An 18,779-nucleotide genomic window follows, 5' to 3' on the forward strand; every position below is an offset into this window, starting at 1 on the left:
TGAATTACATGTACTTAAGATATTAATAAAAATAATAGCAGGGGGAAAAATAATGAATAAAAGAGCATTTATATATTACACTAGAATAAGAGGATAGCGCACAAATTGTGGCTATTTTACAACAACTTATAACACATTTTATATAATCTAGAAAAGTTATCTTATGCAAGTAGCCATAATTTCGTGCTATTTAAATTAAATAGTGAATTTAAGGAGATTATGGGAATGAAACAGAATATAAGTAATGTAAATAAAAAAAATATCGGTAAACTAAAAAAGATAGAAACAACTAGATTACTACTTAATGAAAATATAGATGTATTTAAATGCCCACTTTGCAAAGCATATATGGTTACTGTTGATAAAAATAGTGTCAAATGTGTGAATAAACACTGCTTTGATATATCTAAAAAAGGATATGTTAATTTATTAAATAGAAATACAAAAACTATTTATAATAAAGAATTATTTGAGTCAAGACATGAAATATATAATTCTAATGTGTATGATTATTTAATAGAAGAAATAAAATCTATAATTAAAAATTACACTTTAAATAAGTATAGTAACTATGTATTAGATGCAGGTTGTGGTGAAGGATATTTCTTAAATAAATTATATGAAGATGAAGAGATTAATAATGGATGTAAATTAATTGGAATTGACATAGCTAAAGAAGGGATTTCTATTGCTACAAAAGGAGAAAATGAAATTATATGGTGTATTTCAGATTTAGCAAATCTGCCACTTCAAGATAGTAAGATTGATATAATATTAAATGTACTTTCTCCTGCAAACTATAAGGAGTTTACAAGAGTTTTAAATAATGGTGGAATAGTAGTAAAGATTGTTCCAGAGTCAAATTATTTGAAAGAAATAAGAAAAAGTATACAGAAAAATGTAAAAAATAGTTATTATGATAATAAAAATATTGTAGATGTATTTAAGAAGCATCTTGATTTAATTTATGATAGTAGAATTAATTATAAGACCAATATCAATGTATTAAACTTAAGTAATTTAATTAAAATGACCCCTTTGACATCATCATTAGCTGAAGAAGAAATTTTAATGTTGTTAGAATCAGGTATATCTGATATAACAATCGATTTAAGAATCATAGTTGGTACTATAAAGAAATAAAAAGAATCCTTATAAGAGTTAGATAAAGTTTAATTATGGTTTTATAATAGAAAATTGCTATGAGGCCAGCTTAGTAAAGTTGGATTTCATAGCAATCTTAATTATCATAAAAATGTTTATTTTATATATTTTAAAAACTTATATAGTATCTAATAAAATATTCTTCTTATTTAAAACTATAAATTATTAAATCTTAAAATATTCTTTTTGAGACATGTTTATTTCAGAGTCACAATTTCCACAACAATAAGACGTTGAGATATCTTTAAATTCTTCGTTATTCTCATCAAACTCCATTTTTTTCTTTGCAAGAATACCAACCTTAGTTAAATTAGAACCACAATTATTACAGTTTTGGATTTTACATATACTATATAATTTGTCAGGTGTAATATTTTCTAATAGTTCTTCACAATTACAACATCTAATAGAAGCAATTTCACTAGATATTTCAACAGGTTCAGATTTATCAAAAGAGAATTTATATATTATGTCATTTGATACTTTATAACCAGTATCAAAAATATTCGAATTACAGTTTGGACATAAGTATTTTGGGATATATACATCTTTCTTTTCAAGAATATCACTACTAGTATGACAATCTAAATCATTTAAATCTGAACTTTCATCTATAGTTTTATACTTATTTAAATTTAGAAGATAATTATAAATTCTTTTATCTTCATTCTGTTTTGCTGTATTTAAAAGATGACTCATTATATTAGGATATTCTTTATTTTTTGATGGTGCATTCAAATCTATATAATTATTCTCAATAGCAAAGGATAATATATTAAAGTAATTATACTTAACTGCAAAAAATAATAACATTTCATCAAATACTTTATCTATTACTTTGTCAGAAATGCTTATCCAAAAATCTGGCGAATCTAAATAAACTTTCTTACTAAGTTCATCCAACTCTTCATCTATGTTATTTAAAGTATTTTCATTAATTTTCATATCATCACTTCCTTATTATTTTTATATAAAATAAAATCTCATATAAAAATATATCATATTATAATTTACAAGTATAGACAAAATAGGTTTGTTTCTAAATAAATTTTTCTAAATGACCATTAAAATATAAAGCATTAATCCACAGTTTACTTAAAAATAAAATGTAAACCTATGATATATTTTAAGTTGACAAAAAAACGTCTTTCTTTTATACTAAAACAAAGCTTTGATAGAAAACTTGTATATATACATATAAACTAAATTGAATAAGACATATGAAGGGAATTATAAAAATGAAAAATACTAAGGTAAATATTCAAGATTTAACTAAAATGTCAATATGTGTAGCATTGTTATGTATATCATCCTACATATATATACCATTGCCATTTACACCAGCAGGAGTAACAGCACAAACAATAATGATAAATTTAATAGCTTTGATTTTAACACCAAGACAAGCCTTTAGCACAGTTGGCGTATATATAATGATAGGTTTAATTGGAATACCAGTATTTGGTGGAGGAACATCTGGGATTGGAAAATTGTTAAGTCCAACAGGAGGTTTTTATTTTGGATTTTTGTTTGCAGCATTAATTATTAGTTTATTAAAAGGAAAAAATAATGATATTAAACGATATATACTAATAACAATTTTTATTGGTATGCCAACTATATATTTTATGGGAACAGTATTTATGTGTTATTTTAATCAAATGACAGTAGAAGCAGCACTTTTTGCAGCTGTTGTACCATTTTTAATTGGAGATACAATAAAAGCAGTTATTGCATCCTTTTTAGGTATTAAATTAAATAATGTACTAAAAAGAAATCTATTATAAGGAGAGATTATAATATATGGAAGAAGTTTTTATATTAGGAGGACTTAGAAGTCACATAGGTCTAAAAAATGGGATATTTCAATTTGTTCAACCTGAATCATTAGGCGCAAGTGTATTAAAACATCTAATTGAAAAATATGAGATTGATAAGATTGATGAGATTATATGTGGAAATGCAGTTGGAACAGGTGGTAATATAGCAAGATTAATGACTTTAACAGCAGGTGTGTCAAATGAAGTACCTGCTTTTACTGTAGATATGCAGTGTGCTTCTGCTATGATGAGCATAGACATAGCATTTTCAAAAATTAAATCTGGGCAGTGTGATTTAATTATTGCTGGTGGGTTTGAAAGTAGCTCTCTGCAACCAATGCGTACATATCATAAAAATGATAAACGATATGATATAAAGAATCCTAATTATATAGTTGCTCAATTTTCACCTGGTGATAATAGTGAAAATAGCATGTTAGAAGGTGCAGAAAGAGTAGCAAAATTGTATCAGATTAAGAAAACAGAATTAGATTTTTGGGTGAAAGAAAGTCATAAAAGAGCAAAGAAGGCTAGAGAAGATAAAGTACTTGAGGACATCATACATCCTATAGATAATAATACTTATGATGAAGGTATACGAGACAAGATGAGCCAAAGACTATTAGACAGAGTTCCACCGATTTTGGGAAAAGAAACTATTACAAATGCAGCAAATTCATGTCTTATTAATGATGGAGCTTCGTTTATTATATTGTGCTCTAAAAAATACATAGAAAATACAAAAAAGAAGCCTAAAGCAAAGATTGTCAATGCATGTACAATAGGAACAGATGCAAATTTAAGTCCAACATCTACTATAAAGGCAATGGAAAAAATTTTAGAAATAGAAAAAATTAATTATCTAGATATATCTGCTATTGAATTTAATGAAGCATTTGCAGTTATAGATGTACTATTTCAAAGAAAATATCCAGAATTGATTGATAGATACAATGTATTTGGTGGAGCTTTAGCATATGGCCATCCATATGGTGCTTCAGGTTCAATTATTGTATTACATCTTTTAAAAGCATTAGAAAAGATTAATGGTAGATATGGGATTTGTTCTATAGCTGCAGCTGGTGGATTGGGTTCAGCCTTATTAATTGAAAGGGTGTAGATTATGAACTACTATGAACTTCTAAAAATAAAAAGAGATAGTGATAAAAATAAAGATTTTTTAATTATAGATGGGGAAAAACATACTTATGAAAATATGTTAAGTTATAGTGAGGAGCTTGGAAAACAAATTTCTATAGGAGATAATACACCTATTTTAATATATTCTAAAAGTATAATGTTTCAGTTAGTGAGTTTTTTCGCAATTAATTATTCAAAAAATGTACCTATTATTTGTCATTATAATCTTTCTAAAAACGTATTGAATGATATTCTAATAAAAAATAATATTTCAATAATTATATCTGATGAGCCTATGGACAACATTAATTTATTTGATGCTAATAAAGTAGTAAAGAAAATTAATTTTTCTATATTTAATCCGAAATTTAATATATATATGTATCAATATAATACTCCTACAAACTATATAGATAAAGATATTTGCATGGGTGTTTTGTCTTCAGGTTCTACAAGTGTTCCAAAAGTATTGTATAGAACATATGAGAGTTGGGTTGGATTCTTTCATATTCAAAATGATATTTTTAATATATCTAAGGAATCAATTTTATTTATTAATGGAACATTGAGTTTTACAGGAAATCTAAATTCTCTAATATCAGTATTATATGAAGGTGGAAGTGTTGTAATAAATTCAGGTATGAATTGTAAAGCATGGATAAAAGCAATAAAACAATATAATATAACGAATATATATCTCATACCTACAAAGCTACAACTCTTAGTCAAACATTTAAAAGAAGAGATACTCAATGTTGTAAGTATTTTCACAGGCTCTCAATTATTGTTTGAGAATACTGCAAAAAGTTTAAAGTGTTATATGCCAAAATCTGAAATTATTTTATATTATGGAGCAAGTGAATTAAACTACATTACATATTTATGTTATGATGAATTGATTAAGAAACCTTTAAGTGTAGGAAGACCATTTCCAGAAATAGATGTATATGTTAAAGATGGAAAGATTTTTGTAAATACAAAATATGCAGTATATAATGCAACAAGACCTTATTCTGTTAATGATGTTGGATATTTTGATGATGATGGATATTTAATTTTTGAAGGAAGAAATGATGATATTGTAAATATTGGAGGATTTAAAGTTAGCTCCACTAAGGTTGAAAATGAAGTGAAAAAAATTCCTCAAATTGAGAACACAGTTGTATTACCATATTCAGACTCCATAAGAGGGAGTCAAATTGCATTATTTGTAACAATTATAGATAAAATTACAAAGAAAGATTTATTAATTAAAATGAGAGAGAATCTAATAAAAAATGAAATACCAAGAAAAGTTATCTTTTTAAATTCATTTCCATATACCTCTTCTGAAAAGATAGATAGATTAGCATTATTAAAAATATTATAGATATAATATTTAGTAATTTTAGTGAACCAATATATTGATAAAAACATATTGTATATAGTAAAGGAGGCTTACAATATGTCAAATCAATACGATATAACTGTTATCGGGGGAGACCTGCGACAAGTGTACATGGTAAAAAAACTAATTAATAAAGGGTATTCTGTAGTCACTTATGGAATATCAAATGAAATAATAAATGGAATCGTTGGAAAAGCAACTTCACTAGCTGAGGCACTATCCAAAAGTTCCATTATTTTATGTCCAATTCCATTTACAAAGAATCAAGTTAACATTGAAAATACGGATGGTTGTCTAGATGCTACTATTGATAACTTGCTAATTAATTTATCTCCTAATCAAATATTATTTGGAGGTAACATACCAACTAAAGTTTGTAAATTTTGTGAGCAACACTCTATTCAGATTTATGATTTTATGAAAATGAATGATGTTGCTATTTTAAATGCAGTTGCTACAGCTGAAGGAGCTATAGCAGAAGCTATTAAAAGAAGTATAATTAATATACATCAAAGTAACTGCTTAGTATTAGGTTTTGGAAGATGTGCACAAATACTTGCAAAAAAATTATACTCTTTAGATGCAAATGTATGTGTTGGAGCAAGGAGTAATGATGCAAGAAGTATGGCTAATGCATTTGGATATTCTAGTATTTCTTTGAATCAACTTGATGAAAAACTTTTACAGTTTGATTATATTTTTAATACTATACCAGAATGTGTTTTAACAAAAGAAAGACTGGAAAAAGTATCACAAGAAGTAACTATTATTGATATAGCTTCTTCTCCTGGTGGAGTGGATTATTCTGTTACGAAAGATACAGGTATTAATGCGACTCTTTGTCCTGGGCTTCCTGGTAAATACTCACCAAAAACATCTGGTGAAATTCTTGTTAATGCTATAGAAAATATTATAAATGAAAGAAGGGATTAGAAATGAGACTTGAAGGACTTACAATTGGAGTAGGATTTACTGGTTCGTTTTGTACTTATGATAAAATATTTATAGAGTTAGAGAATTTGGTTAAAGAAGGAGCAAATGTACACACTATATTTTCAGATGTATCACAAAATATTGATTGTAGATTTGGAAATTCTGAAGAGTTTATGAAAAAAGCATATGAACTTACAGGTAATAAGCCTATAGTTACAATTGAAGAGGCAGAGCCATTTGGACCTAAAGGGATTGCTGATATTATAATAATAGCACCTTGTACTGGAAATACTGCTGCAAAATTAGCTAATGGGATTACAGATTCACCAGTATTGATGGCAGCTAAAGGTCATCTTCGTAATGATAAACCATTAGTAATATCAATATCAACGAACGATGCTCTGAGTTTCAACTTCAAAAACATTGGTATTCTCCTTAATTCTAAAAATATATATTTTGTACCTTTTGGTCAAGATAATTGTAAAGCAAAGCCTAATTCTATGATTGCACATACTGAGTTAATAGTTCCAACTATAGAACTTGCTCTAGAGAATAAGCAATTGCAACCAGTTATAAAAAGTCCACACCAATAAATTAGTGATGCGATATATGTATTGTATGTAATATTAATAAAAGTCCAGCAATATTATTTGCTGGACTTTTATCTATAATATATTAAAAGTATTTACCTAATCTAATTTATAAACTGGAATTTATATTACTTTGCTTCTTTGAATATCAAGTTAACTGTACTTGATACAAAACAAGCAGACATAATTAAGATAAATACTGATAGTCCTCTAATAAACAAATTGTCCACATAATAGGTTACTACTGCAATACCTCCAAGAGCTAAAATTGTACTCATAATTAAAGATAAAATGCTAATTACTTTTAATTTTTTCATCCTTATTCCTCCTATGAACTCTAAGTTTATCTATATTGTATTAACTATATCTTATTTTATATCACATAAGAATTGTGAATGTATATGTTTAATTATACTATATTAAAAAATTCTCCGTATATATTTTTATTTATAAGAAAAATGTTGTGTTAAAATAATAACGTTATCATTAAGTTTTGAGATGGATTTTTCTATAATCTACATAAAAAATAAAGTGATATATGATGAAAATAAGTATTCTTAAAGTAGAGTATTAGTGGGACAAGTGAGATTATTTTAAATAAAAATAAAATGTTAAAAAAATAACTTGAAAATAGAAAAAGAAGGTGTTATACTGTTAATAAATTAACAGTTAAGTAAAAAATACTATTCTAGGAGGTTGTCAAAATGGCCAATAAAGAACAGGATATAATAGAAAATATAAAGGGAGATGAGGTTATGTCAATTAATGTAGGTGTTGTAAATAATGTTGAAACTTTAGTTAAAAAGTTAGCAAAAATTAGAGAGGCTCAAAAAATATTTGCCACATATACTCAAGAGCAAGTAGATAAGATTTTTTTAGCAGCATCTTTAGCAGCTAATAAGCAAAGAGTTCCTCTAGCTATAATGGCACAAAAAGAAACTGGTATGGGGATTGCAGAAGATAAAGTCATAAAGAATCATTATGCTTCAGAGTATATATATAATGCATATAAAGAAACTAGAACTTGTGGTGTAATAGAGAAAGATGAGGCATTTGGCATGACTAAAATTGCTGAACCAATAGGTGTTATTGCAGCTGTTGTACCTACAACTAATCCAACTTCTACTGCTATATTTAAAGCACTTTTGGCACTTAAGACTAGAAATGGGATAATTTTCTCTCCACATCCAAGAGCAAAGAATTCTACTATAGAAGCTGCAAAAGTAGTTCTTGAGGCGGCTGTTTTAGCTGGAGCTCCTGAAGGTATAATAGGATGGATAGACGAACCTTCTTTAGAATTAACTACAACTGTTATGAAAGAAGTGGATTTAACTCTTGCTACAGGGGGACCTGGAATGGTTAAATCAGCATATTCATCTGGAAAGCCAGCTATTGGAGTTGGAGCAGGTAATACACCAGCAATAATTGATGATAGTGCAGATATAAAAACTGCTGTAAATTCAATTCTTGTGTCTAAAACTTTTGACAATGGTATGATATGTGCTTCTGAACAATCAGTTATAGTATTAGAAAATGTATATAATGAAGTTAAAAAAGAATTTGAAGAGCGTGGCGCTTATTTATTAAATAAAGATGAAACAGAAAAAATGAGAAATGTAATTTTGATAAATGGAGGATTAAACTCTAAAATAGTTGGACAGACAGCTTGTACAATAGCAAAACTTGCAGGTTTTGAAGTTCCAGAAGATGCTAAAGTTTTAATAGGTGAAGTAGAGTCTGTTGAGTTAGAAGAGGCTTTTGCTCATGAGAAACTTTCACCAGTACTTGCAATGTATAGAGCAAATGATTTTGATGATGCAGTTAGAAAAGCAGAAAAATTAGTAGAAGATGGAGGATTTGGTCATACATCTTCACTATATATTGATGATGTAAATCAAAGGGAAAAACTTGATAAATTTACTTCTGCTATGAAAACTTGTAGAATTTTAATTAATACTCCTTCTTCTCAAGGTGGTATAGGTGACTTATATAATTTTAAACTAGCTCCTTCTCTTACTTTAGGATGTGGGTCTTGGGGTGGAAATTCAGTATCTGAAAATGTAGGAGTTAAGCACTTACTTAATATTAAGATAGTAGCTGAGAGGAGAGAAAATATGCTTTGGTTTAGAGCACCAGAAAAAGTTTATTTCAAAAAGGGTTGTTTAGGAGTTGCATTAAAAGAACTTAAAGATGTAATGAATAAAAAGAGAGCTTTTATTGTAACAGATACATTCCTTTACAATAATGGATATACTAAAGCAGTGACTGACTTATTAGATGAAATGAATATTAAACATACTACATTCTTTGAAGTAGAGCCAGACCCAACTTTGGAATGTGCCAAGATAGGTGCTAAAGCAATGAGAGAATTTAACCCAGATGTAATAATATCTATAGGTGGAGGAAGTGCAATGGATGCAGGAAAGATAATGTGGACATTGTATGAACATCCAGAAGTAGATTTCCAAGACCTAGCTATGAGATTTATGGATATAAGAAAAAGAGTATATACATTCCCTAAAATGGGTGAAAAGGCCAATTTCGTAGCAATACCAACATCAGCAGGTACTGGCTCAGAAGTAACACCATTCGCTGTTATAACTGACCAAGATACAGGGGTAAAATATCCACTAGCTGATTATGAATTAATGCCAAATATGGCTATAGTTGACTCTGATATGATGATGAATATGCCAAAAAGCTTAACTTCTGCTTCTGGTATAGATGCTTTGACTCATGCATTAGAAGCATATGTATCTATGCTTGCAACTGATTATACAAATGGTATTGCACTACAAGCTATTAAGAGTATATTTGAATATCTTCCACGTGCATATGATAATGGAGCAAAAGACCCAGAAGCTAGAGAAAAAATGGCAAATGCTTCAACAATGGCAGGTATGGCTTTTGCAAATGCATTTTTAGGGGTTTGTCACTCTATGGCTCATAAATTAGGTGCTTTCCATCATGTACCACATGGTGTTGCAAATGCTCTTTTAATAACAGAGGTTATGAAATTTAATTCTTCAGATGCACCAAAGAAAATGGGAGCATTTTCTCAATATAAATACCCAGAGGCATTGAAAAGATATGCTGAAATAGCTTCATTCTTAGGTTTAAAAGGAAATTCTGATGAAGAGAAATTCAAAAGCTTACTAATAGCTATTGAAGAATTAAAATCTAAAGTTGGTATTCCTAAAACTATAAGAGACTTTGGTGTTGAAGAATCTAAGTTTATGGATTCAATAGATGAAATGGTAATTCAAGCATTTGATGACCAGTGTACAGGAGCAAATCCAAGATATCCTCTTATGAATGAAATAAAAAATATGTATTTAAATTCATATTATGGAAGATAAATTAATAAAAAATAGATAAAATAAAATCCCTTATGCATAAGATAAAAATTTACTGCATAAGGGATTTTTATTTGAAAAAATGAATAGTTTTTATTCTTTAATTCAAAATTTAATTAAATAGTGTTATTATAATAATTAAGGATGTTTTATATAATAATTATATTGGTTTTAGACATTATATTTGGGTATATGTGTATATAACATAAATGATAAATTTGTATTAAAAAGATATGTTAGCTATATAAGGTATTGACTAATTAGGGGAGGAGTCAAATGACGAAAAGGAATAAGAATATTACATTAATTATAATTCTTTTATTGACCTCAATATTTCTGACAATGGGGTATCTATATATAGAAGATACAAAAAATCTTCTTATATCAGAGGCAGAGGTACATATAAAAGAAGTTGCAACACAAGGTTCTCAATTAGCGCAAAAACAAATTGAAAAAGATTTAGATGTTTTAAATATTTTTTCAAATTATTATACTTCAAATCCAGACATATCTAATGAAGAAAAAATGAAAAAGCTTTTAGAGGAAATGGAAAATCAAAAATTTTATACTATGGCAATTGTTGACATAGAAGGTAATGCAGAAAATACTAAAGGTAATAAGTTTTCAGTTAAGGATAGAGAATTTTTTAAAAATTCAATTAAAGGTAAGAAATACGTTTCAAGCCCATATGTTGATGAAGTAGATAAATCTGTAAAAAAAGTTACTATCTCAGTACCAATATTAAATAATAATAAAGTGGTTGGAGTTTTATATTGTACTTATGATGTTAATACTCTAATGAAACTTATAAATGTATCTTTTTATGAAAATAACAGTATATCTTATGTTGTAAAAAATAATGGTACAGTCATACTTCACCCTCAACAAGATAGACTATCAGAAAATATTTATAAATTGTTAAAACAATATAATGATATTAAAGATGTAAATAAGTTAAAAAAAGAGTTACAAGAAAACCAAACAGGTGCGACAATCTTGGAGATGTCAGGAGAAAAAAGATACCTAGGATATGCCACTATGGATAATGGAAGTGAGAAAAATAACTATATAAAGGATTGGAATTTGATTTTTTCAGTTCCAGAAAGTGTTATATTTAAGAATTCAGAGCAAATTATCAAGAGAGCTTTATATGCAGTGTTATTAATTATATTTATATTTATTACAATAATTTTCTACATAATGTACATAAAAAATTCTAATGAAAAAGAAGTCTTGAGTTTGGCCTATGAAGATAAGATTACTCATATAGGAAATCAAAACAAGTTTTATAAGGAGTGTAGTAGATATCTTTTAAATAAACCATCTTTAAATTATATTATAGTATATTTTGACATTAACAATTTTAAGATGATTAATGATACTTTTGGATATGGATTTGGTGATAATCTGTTAATTACAATAGCAAAAGCTTTAAAAGAAGAACTAACAGAAGGTGAAATATATGCAAGACTTTCAAGTGATTATTTTTCAATTTTCTGTGATTATAAAAAAGGAAGAGATAAAGTTATAAGAAAACTTGATAATATACGAGATAATATTGAAAGAAATCTAAATACAGTATTTGAAATTTCTCTGTGTGTAGGGATTTACTTTGTAGAAGAAGGAGAAGTAGATATTCAAAAGGCTGTAAATAAGGCAAATATGGCTAGGTCTGTTGCCAAAGGTAAAAATGTAAATTATGCTATTTATAATGAGGATGTTAGAAATAAACTTAGTGAAGAATCAATTATTTTAGATGATATAAAAACAGCCTTAGTAAAAAATCAATTTGAAGTATATTATCAACCTAAGTTTTCACTTGTAAGTGGTGAAATGGTAGGAAGTGAGGCACTAATAAGATGGAATCATCCAGAATATGGATTTATAAGTCCAGCAATATTTATACCTATAGCAGAGAAAAGTCAGTTGATTTTAAAAATTGGAAGGTTTGTGTTTGAAAGAGTATGCATGGACTTATCTGACTGGAAGAAAAAAGGTAAAAATATAGTTCCAGTTTCAGTAAATTTATCTAGAGTTGAGTTATACCAACCAGATATAGTGAAATTCATTAATGATACTATACAAAAGTATAATATAAATTCAGATTTAATTGAATTGGAGATAACAGAAACTGTAGCTATGAATGAATTAAATATTTTAAAGAATGTCTTAAATGAGTTAAGAAAGTATGGATTTTTTATTTCTATGGATGACTTTGGGACAGGCTATTCTTCTATCAGCTGCTTAAGGGATATGCCAATTGATGTACTTAAATTAGATAGATCTTTTCTTGATGGTATTGAAAATGATAAGAGAAGCCGTAATATAGCAAAATCTATAGTATCTCTAGCTAAATCACTAGACTTAATTGTAATTATAGAGGGTGTTGAGACTAAGGAACAAGCTGAATTAATGAAGCAATTTGGATGTGATTTAGTTCAAGGATTTTATTTTGCAAGACCAATGCCAGGTATAAATTTTATAAATTTACTAAAAGATTAGGATTTAATCTTTATATAAAGCACTAGTTATAAATACTTGAGTTTAATAAATTCTTGTTAAATAATTAGTGTTTTTTTGATTTTTAGTCATATATTGACTGTATGTAAAGGAAAAATAATAGCCTTTTATAAAAATTGTATTAAAAATAAATTATTTTGTTAATAAACATGTCATTAACAAAGGAATAGTACTATAATGTATAGATGATAAAAACTTTAATAAAAATTTAGTGTATAGGAGTTGTTTGAGTATGATAGATGTAAGTATTGATAAAAAACTTAAGGAAAGATGGCCTAATGCTAAGTTAGGCTGTATCCAAGCAAAAGTAGCAGTAAGTAAGAGCTCAGAAAAATTGATTAGTGAGATAAACACATTTTGTGATATTTTAAATCAAAGTCTAAAAGTTGAAGATATTACAAAATTGGATAAGATTAAAGATGCAAGAAACGCTTATAAAGAACTTGGTAAAAATCCAAGTAGATATAGAACATCTTCAGAAGCATTAGTTAGAAGAATTATTCAAGGGAAAGGTCTTTACACAATAAATAATATAGTTGAAATAAATAATCTAATATCAATAAAATCATTGTATCCAGTAGGTACATATAATGTAAGTAAATTACATTCACCAGTATGCTTTACTGTAGGAGATGAAGGAGAGCAGTATAAAGGTATTGGAAAGGAATTGATAAATATAGAAAATCTTCCGATATTATCTGATTCACTAGGTAAATTTGGAAGTCCAACTAGTGACTCTGAGAGAGCAATGATAACAGAGGATGCAAATGAAATATTGATTTGTATATTTTCTTTTAGCCAAGAATCGGATATTGAAGAATATTTTGACTATGCTAAGGAATTACTTAAAGAATATGCAGATGGAAAAGATATAGAAACTAAAATAATTAAATAGAATGTATATAACAACGTTATGTTAGATTGAAATATAATCTTTAAAATAAGTAGTTATTAGTTACAAAAACAGATAGATATCCCCATGATTCTTAAAAGTATGGTAATATATTAATATAGCAGAGCCTATATTTAAGGGATTTTGAAAGGAGGTATTTACAATAACTACTTTATTTAAAATATAAAATAGTATCATGAAAATAACTCTATATTTAAAAATGTAAATAATACTACAGTAATTTGGGTATATAAAATAAGGCAAATATGATTTTGTTTAAAAAGCAATAAAGTACATAGGTAATTATAATGTAAGGAAGGATTTAATTATGATTGATGGAAAAGAGGTAAAACAAGAAAGTGGGCAAAAAAATCTGAAGTTTAAGATAGGTATAGTAGTCGGTGTTTTAGTTGTAGCTTATATAGGAATGGCAATCTTTTTTAGAAGTCATTTTTATTTTGGGACAACTATTAATGGAGTTAAAGCTTCAGGAAAAACAGTTGAGCAAGTAAATGATTTATTAGCATCAAGTACTAGTTCTTATACCTTAAATTTAGAGGAAAGAGATAGTAAGAAAGAGCAAATAAAAGCAAAAGATATTGATTTAAAGTTTACATCAGATGATAAAGTCCAAAAGATAAAAGATAGCCAGAGTGCATTTGGATGGATTGTTGGGATATTTAAATCTAAAGAGTATAATAATATGGTAACTCTTTCATATAATAAAGATTTACTAGAAAAGAAATTTAATGCTCTAGCTTGCTTTGATAGTAAAAAAGTTGTAGAACCTAAGAGTGCTTACCCTAAGTATGATAGTACTAAAAATGCTTATACTATAGTTCCAGAGGTACTTGGAAACAAGGTAAAAAAAGATGACTTTTATAAGTTAGTACAAAAATCAATTAATTCTGGAGAGACTTCTATTTCTTTAGACGAAAATAAGGTGTATGAAGCACCAAACAATACAAAGGATTCAGAAAAATTGAAAGAAGCTATTAAGACATTAGATAAGTATGTCGGTGTAGTTGTTACATATGATTTTAGTGACCGTAAGGAAACTTTAGATGGTGTTGAGATTAATAAATGGTTAAAGGTAGACTCAGAAAAGAATTATGAGATAAGCTTTGATAATGCTGCTATGGTTGAATATGCAAGAGGTCTAAGCAAAAAATATAGTACTTTTGGAGATTCAAGACCATTTAAAACTGCAACAGGTAAAGACATTACAATTTCAGGTGGAATTTATGGTTGGTTGATAGACAAAAACAAAGAAGCTGAAGCATTGGTTGATGTTGTAAAAGCTGGTAAAAATGTTACAAGAGAACCTATTTACATACAAAAAGCTGTATCTCGTAATAAAGATGATATTGGAAATACATATGTAGAGATTAGTCTTTCTAACCAACATATGTGGTTCTTTAAAAATGGAGAGATGCTTGTATCAACAGATGTTGTAACAGGGGATTTAGGTAGAGGATTTGCCACACCATCAGGTATATACCCTCTTAATTATAAGGCTAGAAATGTTTCATTAACTGGGCAAGGTTACAGTTCACCTGTAAGCTATTGGCTTCCATTCAATGGAAATATAGGAATTCATGATGCTACTTGGAGAAGTTCTTTTGGTGGAGGTATATATAGATCTTCAGGTTCGCATGGATGTGTAAATACGCCTTTTTCTAAAGCAAAGAAGATATATGAAAATATAGAGCCAGGTACACCAATTATTTTATATTAGTGAATATATATGATTATAAGCATTAAGTGAAGTCATCTTAGTTTTTTAAGATGGCTTCATTTTTATATAGAGGTTATTAAAAGGAGGAATATATAATGAATGAAAAGTTAATTAGGATTTTAGAAGAAGTTAGGAAAGATGAGAAGTTCAAAATAGAGCTTATAAAAACAAGAGAACAACGTGATGTTATGGATTCGTTTTGCAAAGTTGTTACATCTAGAGGTTACAATATAACAGTAGGGGAACTTTTTTCTATAGGAGAAGAATATACATCAAATCTATTGAAAAGTGTAAATGGAGGAGCAGCATATCCTATTGAAGATTGGAGTGATTGGTACGAGGATTTTTTTATAATGTTGTCGAATATATAAAATAACTGTATATATTATCAATTTTAAATTAATATAACTAGTTAAAATAAAAATATCAAATATAAGTGTAAATTTTATCAATCTTAGAAAATATTAATTTATATCTAAGTAAATACAAAAAATTAAATTAAAAATAAGGTGACAAAAATCGATATAGCTCAATGATTTATAAAACTTAGATGAAATAATGTGAGATATTTCTAAAAATTCAAAAAAAACAATTAGTTTCAATACTATAAGTGTTGAAAAAACTGATAAAAATATTTTATATGTAATAAATAAAATTATATATAGAAAAATATTGAAATAAAAATTAAAAATGTCGATAAAACGTTAATTTTAAAACAGAATAACGCTATTGACAAACCATATCGCTTTAAATTATAATTATTGAAAATAATGGTATTAAAAAATCATACTCATGTCATAGTCTAAAAGTAAGTCAAAAAAGGATGTAAATCTAAGTAAATGCTACTCTAAAATATGTTTTATTAAGAGATAAACGTTAAAAAATATTAATTATTATATAAAAATGCTGTTTATACTTTAACAATGAGGTAGTAATCTAATTAGAATAAAAAAATCTAATTGGTTATATACATAGTAAAAAGGTAAGAGAGGTGATTTGGATGGCTTTTGAAATAATAAAAAGCATTGTTGAGGCAGAGCAGACAGCAGACAGTATCAAAGTAAAAGCTGTTACTGATGCAGAGTCTATCAGAGCTGATGCTGTAAACAAATGTGAAAGCATCTTTGCTGATGTAAAAAAGCAAGCAAAGCTTATGGAAGAAACTCTTATTGAGAAGGCAGTCACCGACAGTAAGGTGGAGGTTGATAAAATCTTAGCTAATGCTAAAAGTGAATGTCTGAAAATTGAAAAAACTGCTAAAGAAAGAAAAAGTAAGGCGATTGAAGCGGTTATTGGAAAGGTAGTGAGATAATATGGCAATAGTTAATATGAACAAAATATCTATTGTTGGCTTAGAAGCTCAAAAAAGCCAGATTTTAAAGCTACTTATGAACCGTGGGTTTGTTCAGATTGATGATAGTGCCTTTCTTACTGAGGAGGAGGAGTTAAAAAATTATCTTGTAAAAGATAGTGAAGAATCAGAAGTTATAATGTTAGAGCAAAAGATGTCTCATGTAAATCAAGCAATTAACATTGTTTCTTCACTAGTGAAACAAAAGAAAGCCATGTTTGCACCAAAAAGAGAGTTTAACAGAATTGATAGCGAAAAAGAAGAACAAATTTACGCTGAAGCTTTAGAGTTAAACACTCTACATAAGGAGATAGGTACAATAAGGACTAACATAAATCTATTGAATAACAATAAAAATATGTTAGAACCATGGGTGAATTTTGATATTCCTCTTGAAAATATGGAAACTAAGTATACAAAAACTATACTTGGGACTGTGCCTACAAGTGCAAATGTTGATGCCTTAAGAGTAAAATTAGAAGATGAAATACCAGAAAGTGTTCTTGGAATTATTAATTCCGACAAGTTAATGAACTATGTTTATTTAATTACTTTGAAAGAAACTTTTGATAATGCTTTAGAGGTTCTAAAAGAATTTAATTTTTCAGTAGTTGCATTGCCAAATGAAGAAGGTACACCATCACAAGCTATTAAGAAATATAATGAAATGATAATTAGACAGGAAAACGTTTCTAAGAATAAGACGGAAGAAATTAAAAGCCATGCAGATAATATGCACATGCTTGAAAATCTATATGATTTTTACACTATAGAAAGAGACCAAAAAAAGATTATAGAGAGGCTTGTCAAAACAAAAACAACATTCTGCCTTAACGGTTGGCTACCAAGCAAAAGAGCAGATGAGCTAATTAAAGAAATTACAGAAAAGTTTGACTGTTGTGTTCAAACAGAGGAAGGAGATAAAGAAGAAGGTTTCCCAATTCTGCTTGAAAACAATAAAGTTGTAACACCTTTTGAAAGTGTAACAAATATGTACAGCTGTCCAAGCACAAAAGATATTGACCCAAATACAATTATGACTTTCTTTTATGTTGTATTCTTTGGAATGATGCTAAGTGATGCTGCATATGGGATGATAATTGCACTAGCATGTGGATTTATTGTATACAAATCAAAAATGCAAAAAGGTGAAGGAAATTTAATTAAACTTATTGGTATTTGTGGAGTTTCAACTACTATATGGGGTCTTATATTCGGGGGTATTTTGGGGGATTTAATTCCTATAAAAGCTCTAATCAATCCTTTAGAGGATGTTATGGTACTTATGGGAATGTCATTACTGTTCGGTATTATCCATATATATGTAGGTTTGGGAATTAAAGCATATACATTAATAAGAGATGGCAAGGTAATAGATGCAATTTTTGATATAGGTTTTTGGTATTTATGTATAACAGGGGTATGTCTACTTATAATACCTTTTGTTGCAGGCGATATAGGTGTATTTTCTGAAGTAGGAAAATATTTGGCAATTATAGGTGCTTTAGGTCTTGTCCTTACTCAAGGAAGAAGCTTTAAAGGTGTTCCTGTTAAGCTTTTCAAAGGATTCTCAAGCCTTTATGGCATAACAAGTTATTTTGCTGATATATTATCTTATACAAGAATTATGGCACTTTGTCTAACAACAGGAGTTATAGGGCAGGTTATCAATCTTTTAGGGGCTATAGCTGGTCCAATATTTGCAGTTGTAATTGGTGTTGTAGGACACACAATAAACCTTCTTATAAATGCACTAGGTGCATATGTTCATACAAGTAGGTTACAGTATGTAGAATTTTTCAACAAGTTTTATGAAGGCGGAGGAGTTCCTTTTGTTCCGTTTAAGTATAAAACAAAATATACAAGCATTAATAAAAAGGAGATGTAA

The 18,779-nt window shown here is 28.0% G+C and carries 15 protein-coding genes; 13 read left to right on the top strand and 2 right to left on the bottom strand.

Annotated features, from left to right (window positions below):
* Positions 1 to 225 precede the first annotated feature (225 nt).
* Positions 226 to 1,143 (top strand): putative RNA methyltransferase, encoded by a 918-nt coding sequence (locus tag Q3287_RS14865; RefSeq protein ID WP_407964342.1) that lies wholly within the window; start codon positions 226 to 228, stop codon positions 1,141 to 1,143.
* A 186-nt stretch (positions 1,144 to 1,329) separates the two neighbouring features.
* On the opposite strand, the gene Q3287_RS14870 is transcribed toward Q3287_RS14865, so the two are convergent.
* Positions 1,330 to 2,109: a hypothetical protein gene (locus Q3287_RS14870; protein WP_243193297.1), complete on the bottom strand. Its 780-nt coding sequence runs from the start codon at positions 2,107 to 2,109 to the stop codon at positions 1,330 to 1,332.
* A 293-nt stretch (positions 2,110 to 2,402) separates the two neighbouring features.
* Here Q3287_RS14870 and Q3287_RS14875 point away from each other — a divergent pair, with 293 nt between their 5' ends.
* The 5 genes from Q3287_RS14875 (at position 2,403) to Q3287_RS14895 (ending at position 7,037) form a co-directional block, all read left to right on the top strand.
* Positions 2,403 to 2,951 carry a biotin transporter BioY gene (locus tag Q3287_RS14875; protein ID WP_407964343.1) on the top strand — a complete coding sequence of 183 codons (549 nt, stop codon included), beginning with the start codon at positions 2,403 to 2,405 and terminating at the stop codon, positions 2,949 to 2,951.
* A gap of 16 nt (positions 2,952 to 2,967) precedes the next feature.
* On the top strand, positions 2,968 to 4,104 hold the full coding sequence (locus Q3287_RS14880) for a thiolase family protein (RefSeq protein ID WP_407964344.1): 1,137 nt from the start codon (positions 2,968 to 2,970) through the stop codon (positions 4,102 to 4,104).
* 3 nt (positions 4,105 to 4,107) lie between these two features.
* Positions 4,108 to 5,493: an AMP-binding protein gene (locus tag Q3287_RS14885; protein ID WP_407964345.1), complete on the top strand. Its 1,386-nt coding sequence runs from the start codon at positions 4,108 to 4,110 to the stop codon at positions 5,491 to 5,493.
* 75 nt (positions 5,494 to 5,568) lie between these two features.
* Positions 5,569 to 6,444: a dipicolinate synthase subunit DpsA gene (dpsA, locus tag Q3287_RS14890; protein ID WP_407964346.1), complete on the top strand. Its 876-nt coding sequence runs from the start codon at positions 5,569 to 5,571 to the stop codon at positions 6,442 to 6,444.
* A 2-nt stretch (positions 6,445 to 6,446) separates the two neighbouring features.
* Positions 6,447 to 7,037, top strand: a complete 591-nt coding sequence (locus Q3287_RS14895) for a dipicolinate synthase subunit B (RefSeq protein ID WP_054271494.1) — start codon at positions 6,447 to 6,449, stop codon at positions 7,035 to 7,037.
* A 125-nt stretch (positions 7,038 to 7,162) separates the two neighbouring features.
* Here Q3287_RS14895 and Q3287_RS14900 read toward each other — a convergent pair whose 3' ends face one another.
* Complete coding sequence (locus Q3287_RS14900) at positions 7,163 to 7,351, bottom strand: hypothetical protein (RefSeq protein WP_074179836.1); 189 nt, start codon at positions 7,349 to 7,351, stop codon at positions 7,163 to 7,165.
* A gap of 387 nt (positions 7,352 to 7,738) precedes the next feature.
* Here Q3287_RS14900 and adhE point away from each other — a divergent pair, with 387 nt between their 5' ends.
* From adhE to Q3287_RS14935, 7 genes are all read left to right on the top strand, one after another.
* Positions 7,739 to 10,393 carry a bifunctional acetaldehyde-CoA/alcohol dehydrogenase gene (gene adhE / locus Q3287_RS14905; protein WP_407964347.1) on the top strand — a complete coding sequence of 885 codons (2,655 nt, stop codon included), beginning with the start codon at positions 7,739 to 7,741 and terminating at the stop codon, positions 10,391 to 10,393.
* Positions 10,394 to 10,666: 273 nt separating this feature from the next.
* A complete protein-coding gene (locus Q3287_RS14910) occupies positions 10,667 to 12,892 on the top strand; it encodes an EAL domain-containing protein (protein WP_054277471.1) in 2,226 nt (741 codons plus the stop codon).
* A gap of 250 nt (positions 12,893 to 13,142) precedes the next feature.
* The gene (locus Q3287_RS14915) at positions 13,143 to 13,805 is read left to right on the top strand and encodes a B3/4 domain-containing protein (protein WP_054277470.1); all 663 of its coding nucleotides are present in this window, start codon (positions 13,143 to 13,145) and stop codon (positions 13,803 to 13,805) included.
* 325 nt (positions 13,806 to 14,130) lie between these two features.
* Complete coding sequence (locus Q3287_RS14920; protein WP_407964348.1) at positions 14,131 to 15,540, top strand: L,D-transpeptidase family protein; 1,410 nt, start codon at positions 14,131 to 14,133, stop codon at positions 15,538 to 15,540.
* A gap of 95 nt (positions 15,541 to 15,635) precedes the next feature.
* Complete coding sequence (locus tag Q3287_RS14925) at positions 15,636 to 15,911, top strand: hypothetical protein (protein WP_407964349.1); 276 nt, start codon at positions 15,636 to 15,638, stop codon at positions 15,909 to 15,911.
* Between the two features lie 629 nt (positions 15,912 to 16,540).
* Positions 16,541 to 16,852, top strand: coding sequence for a hypothetical protein (locus tag Q3287_RS14930; protein ID WP_054271488.1), 312 nt, complete (start codon positions 16,541 to 16,543; stop codon positions 16,850 to 16,852).
* Position 16,853: 1 nt separating this feature from the next.
* On the top strand, positions 16,854 to 18,779 hold the full coding sequence (locus Q3287_RS14935) for a V-type ATP synthase subunit I (RefSeq protein ID WP_054271487.1): 1,926 nt from the start codon (positions 16,854 to 16,856) through the stop codon (positions 18,777 to 18,779).

Origin of the sequence: Clostridioides sp. GD02404 (assembly GCF_045898275.1) — a bacterium.
Classification (GTDB): Bacteria; Bacillota; Clostridia; order Peptostreptococcales; family Peptostreptococcaceae; genus Clostridioides; species Clostridioides difficile_A.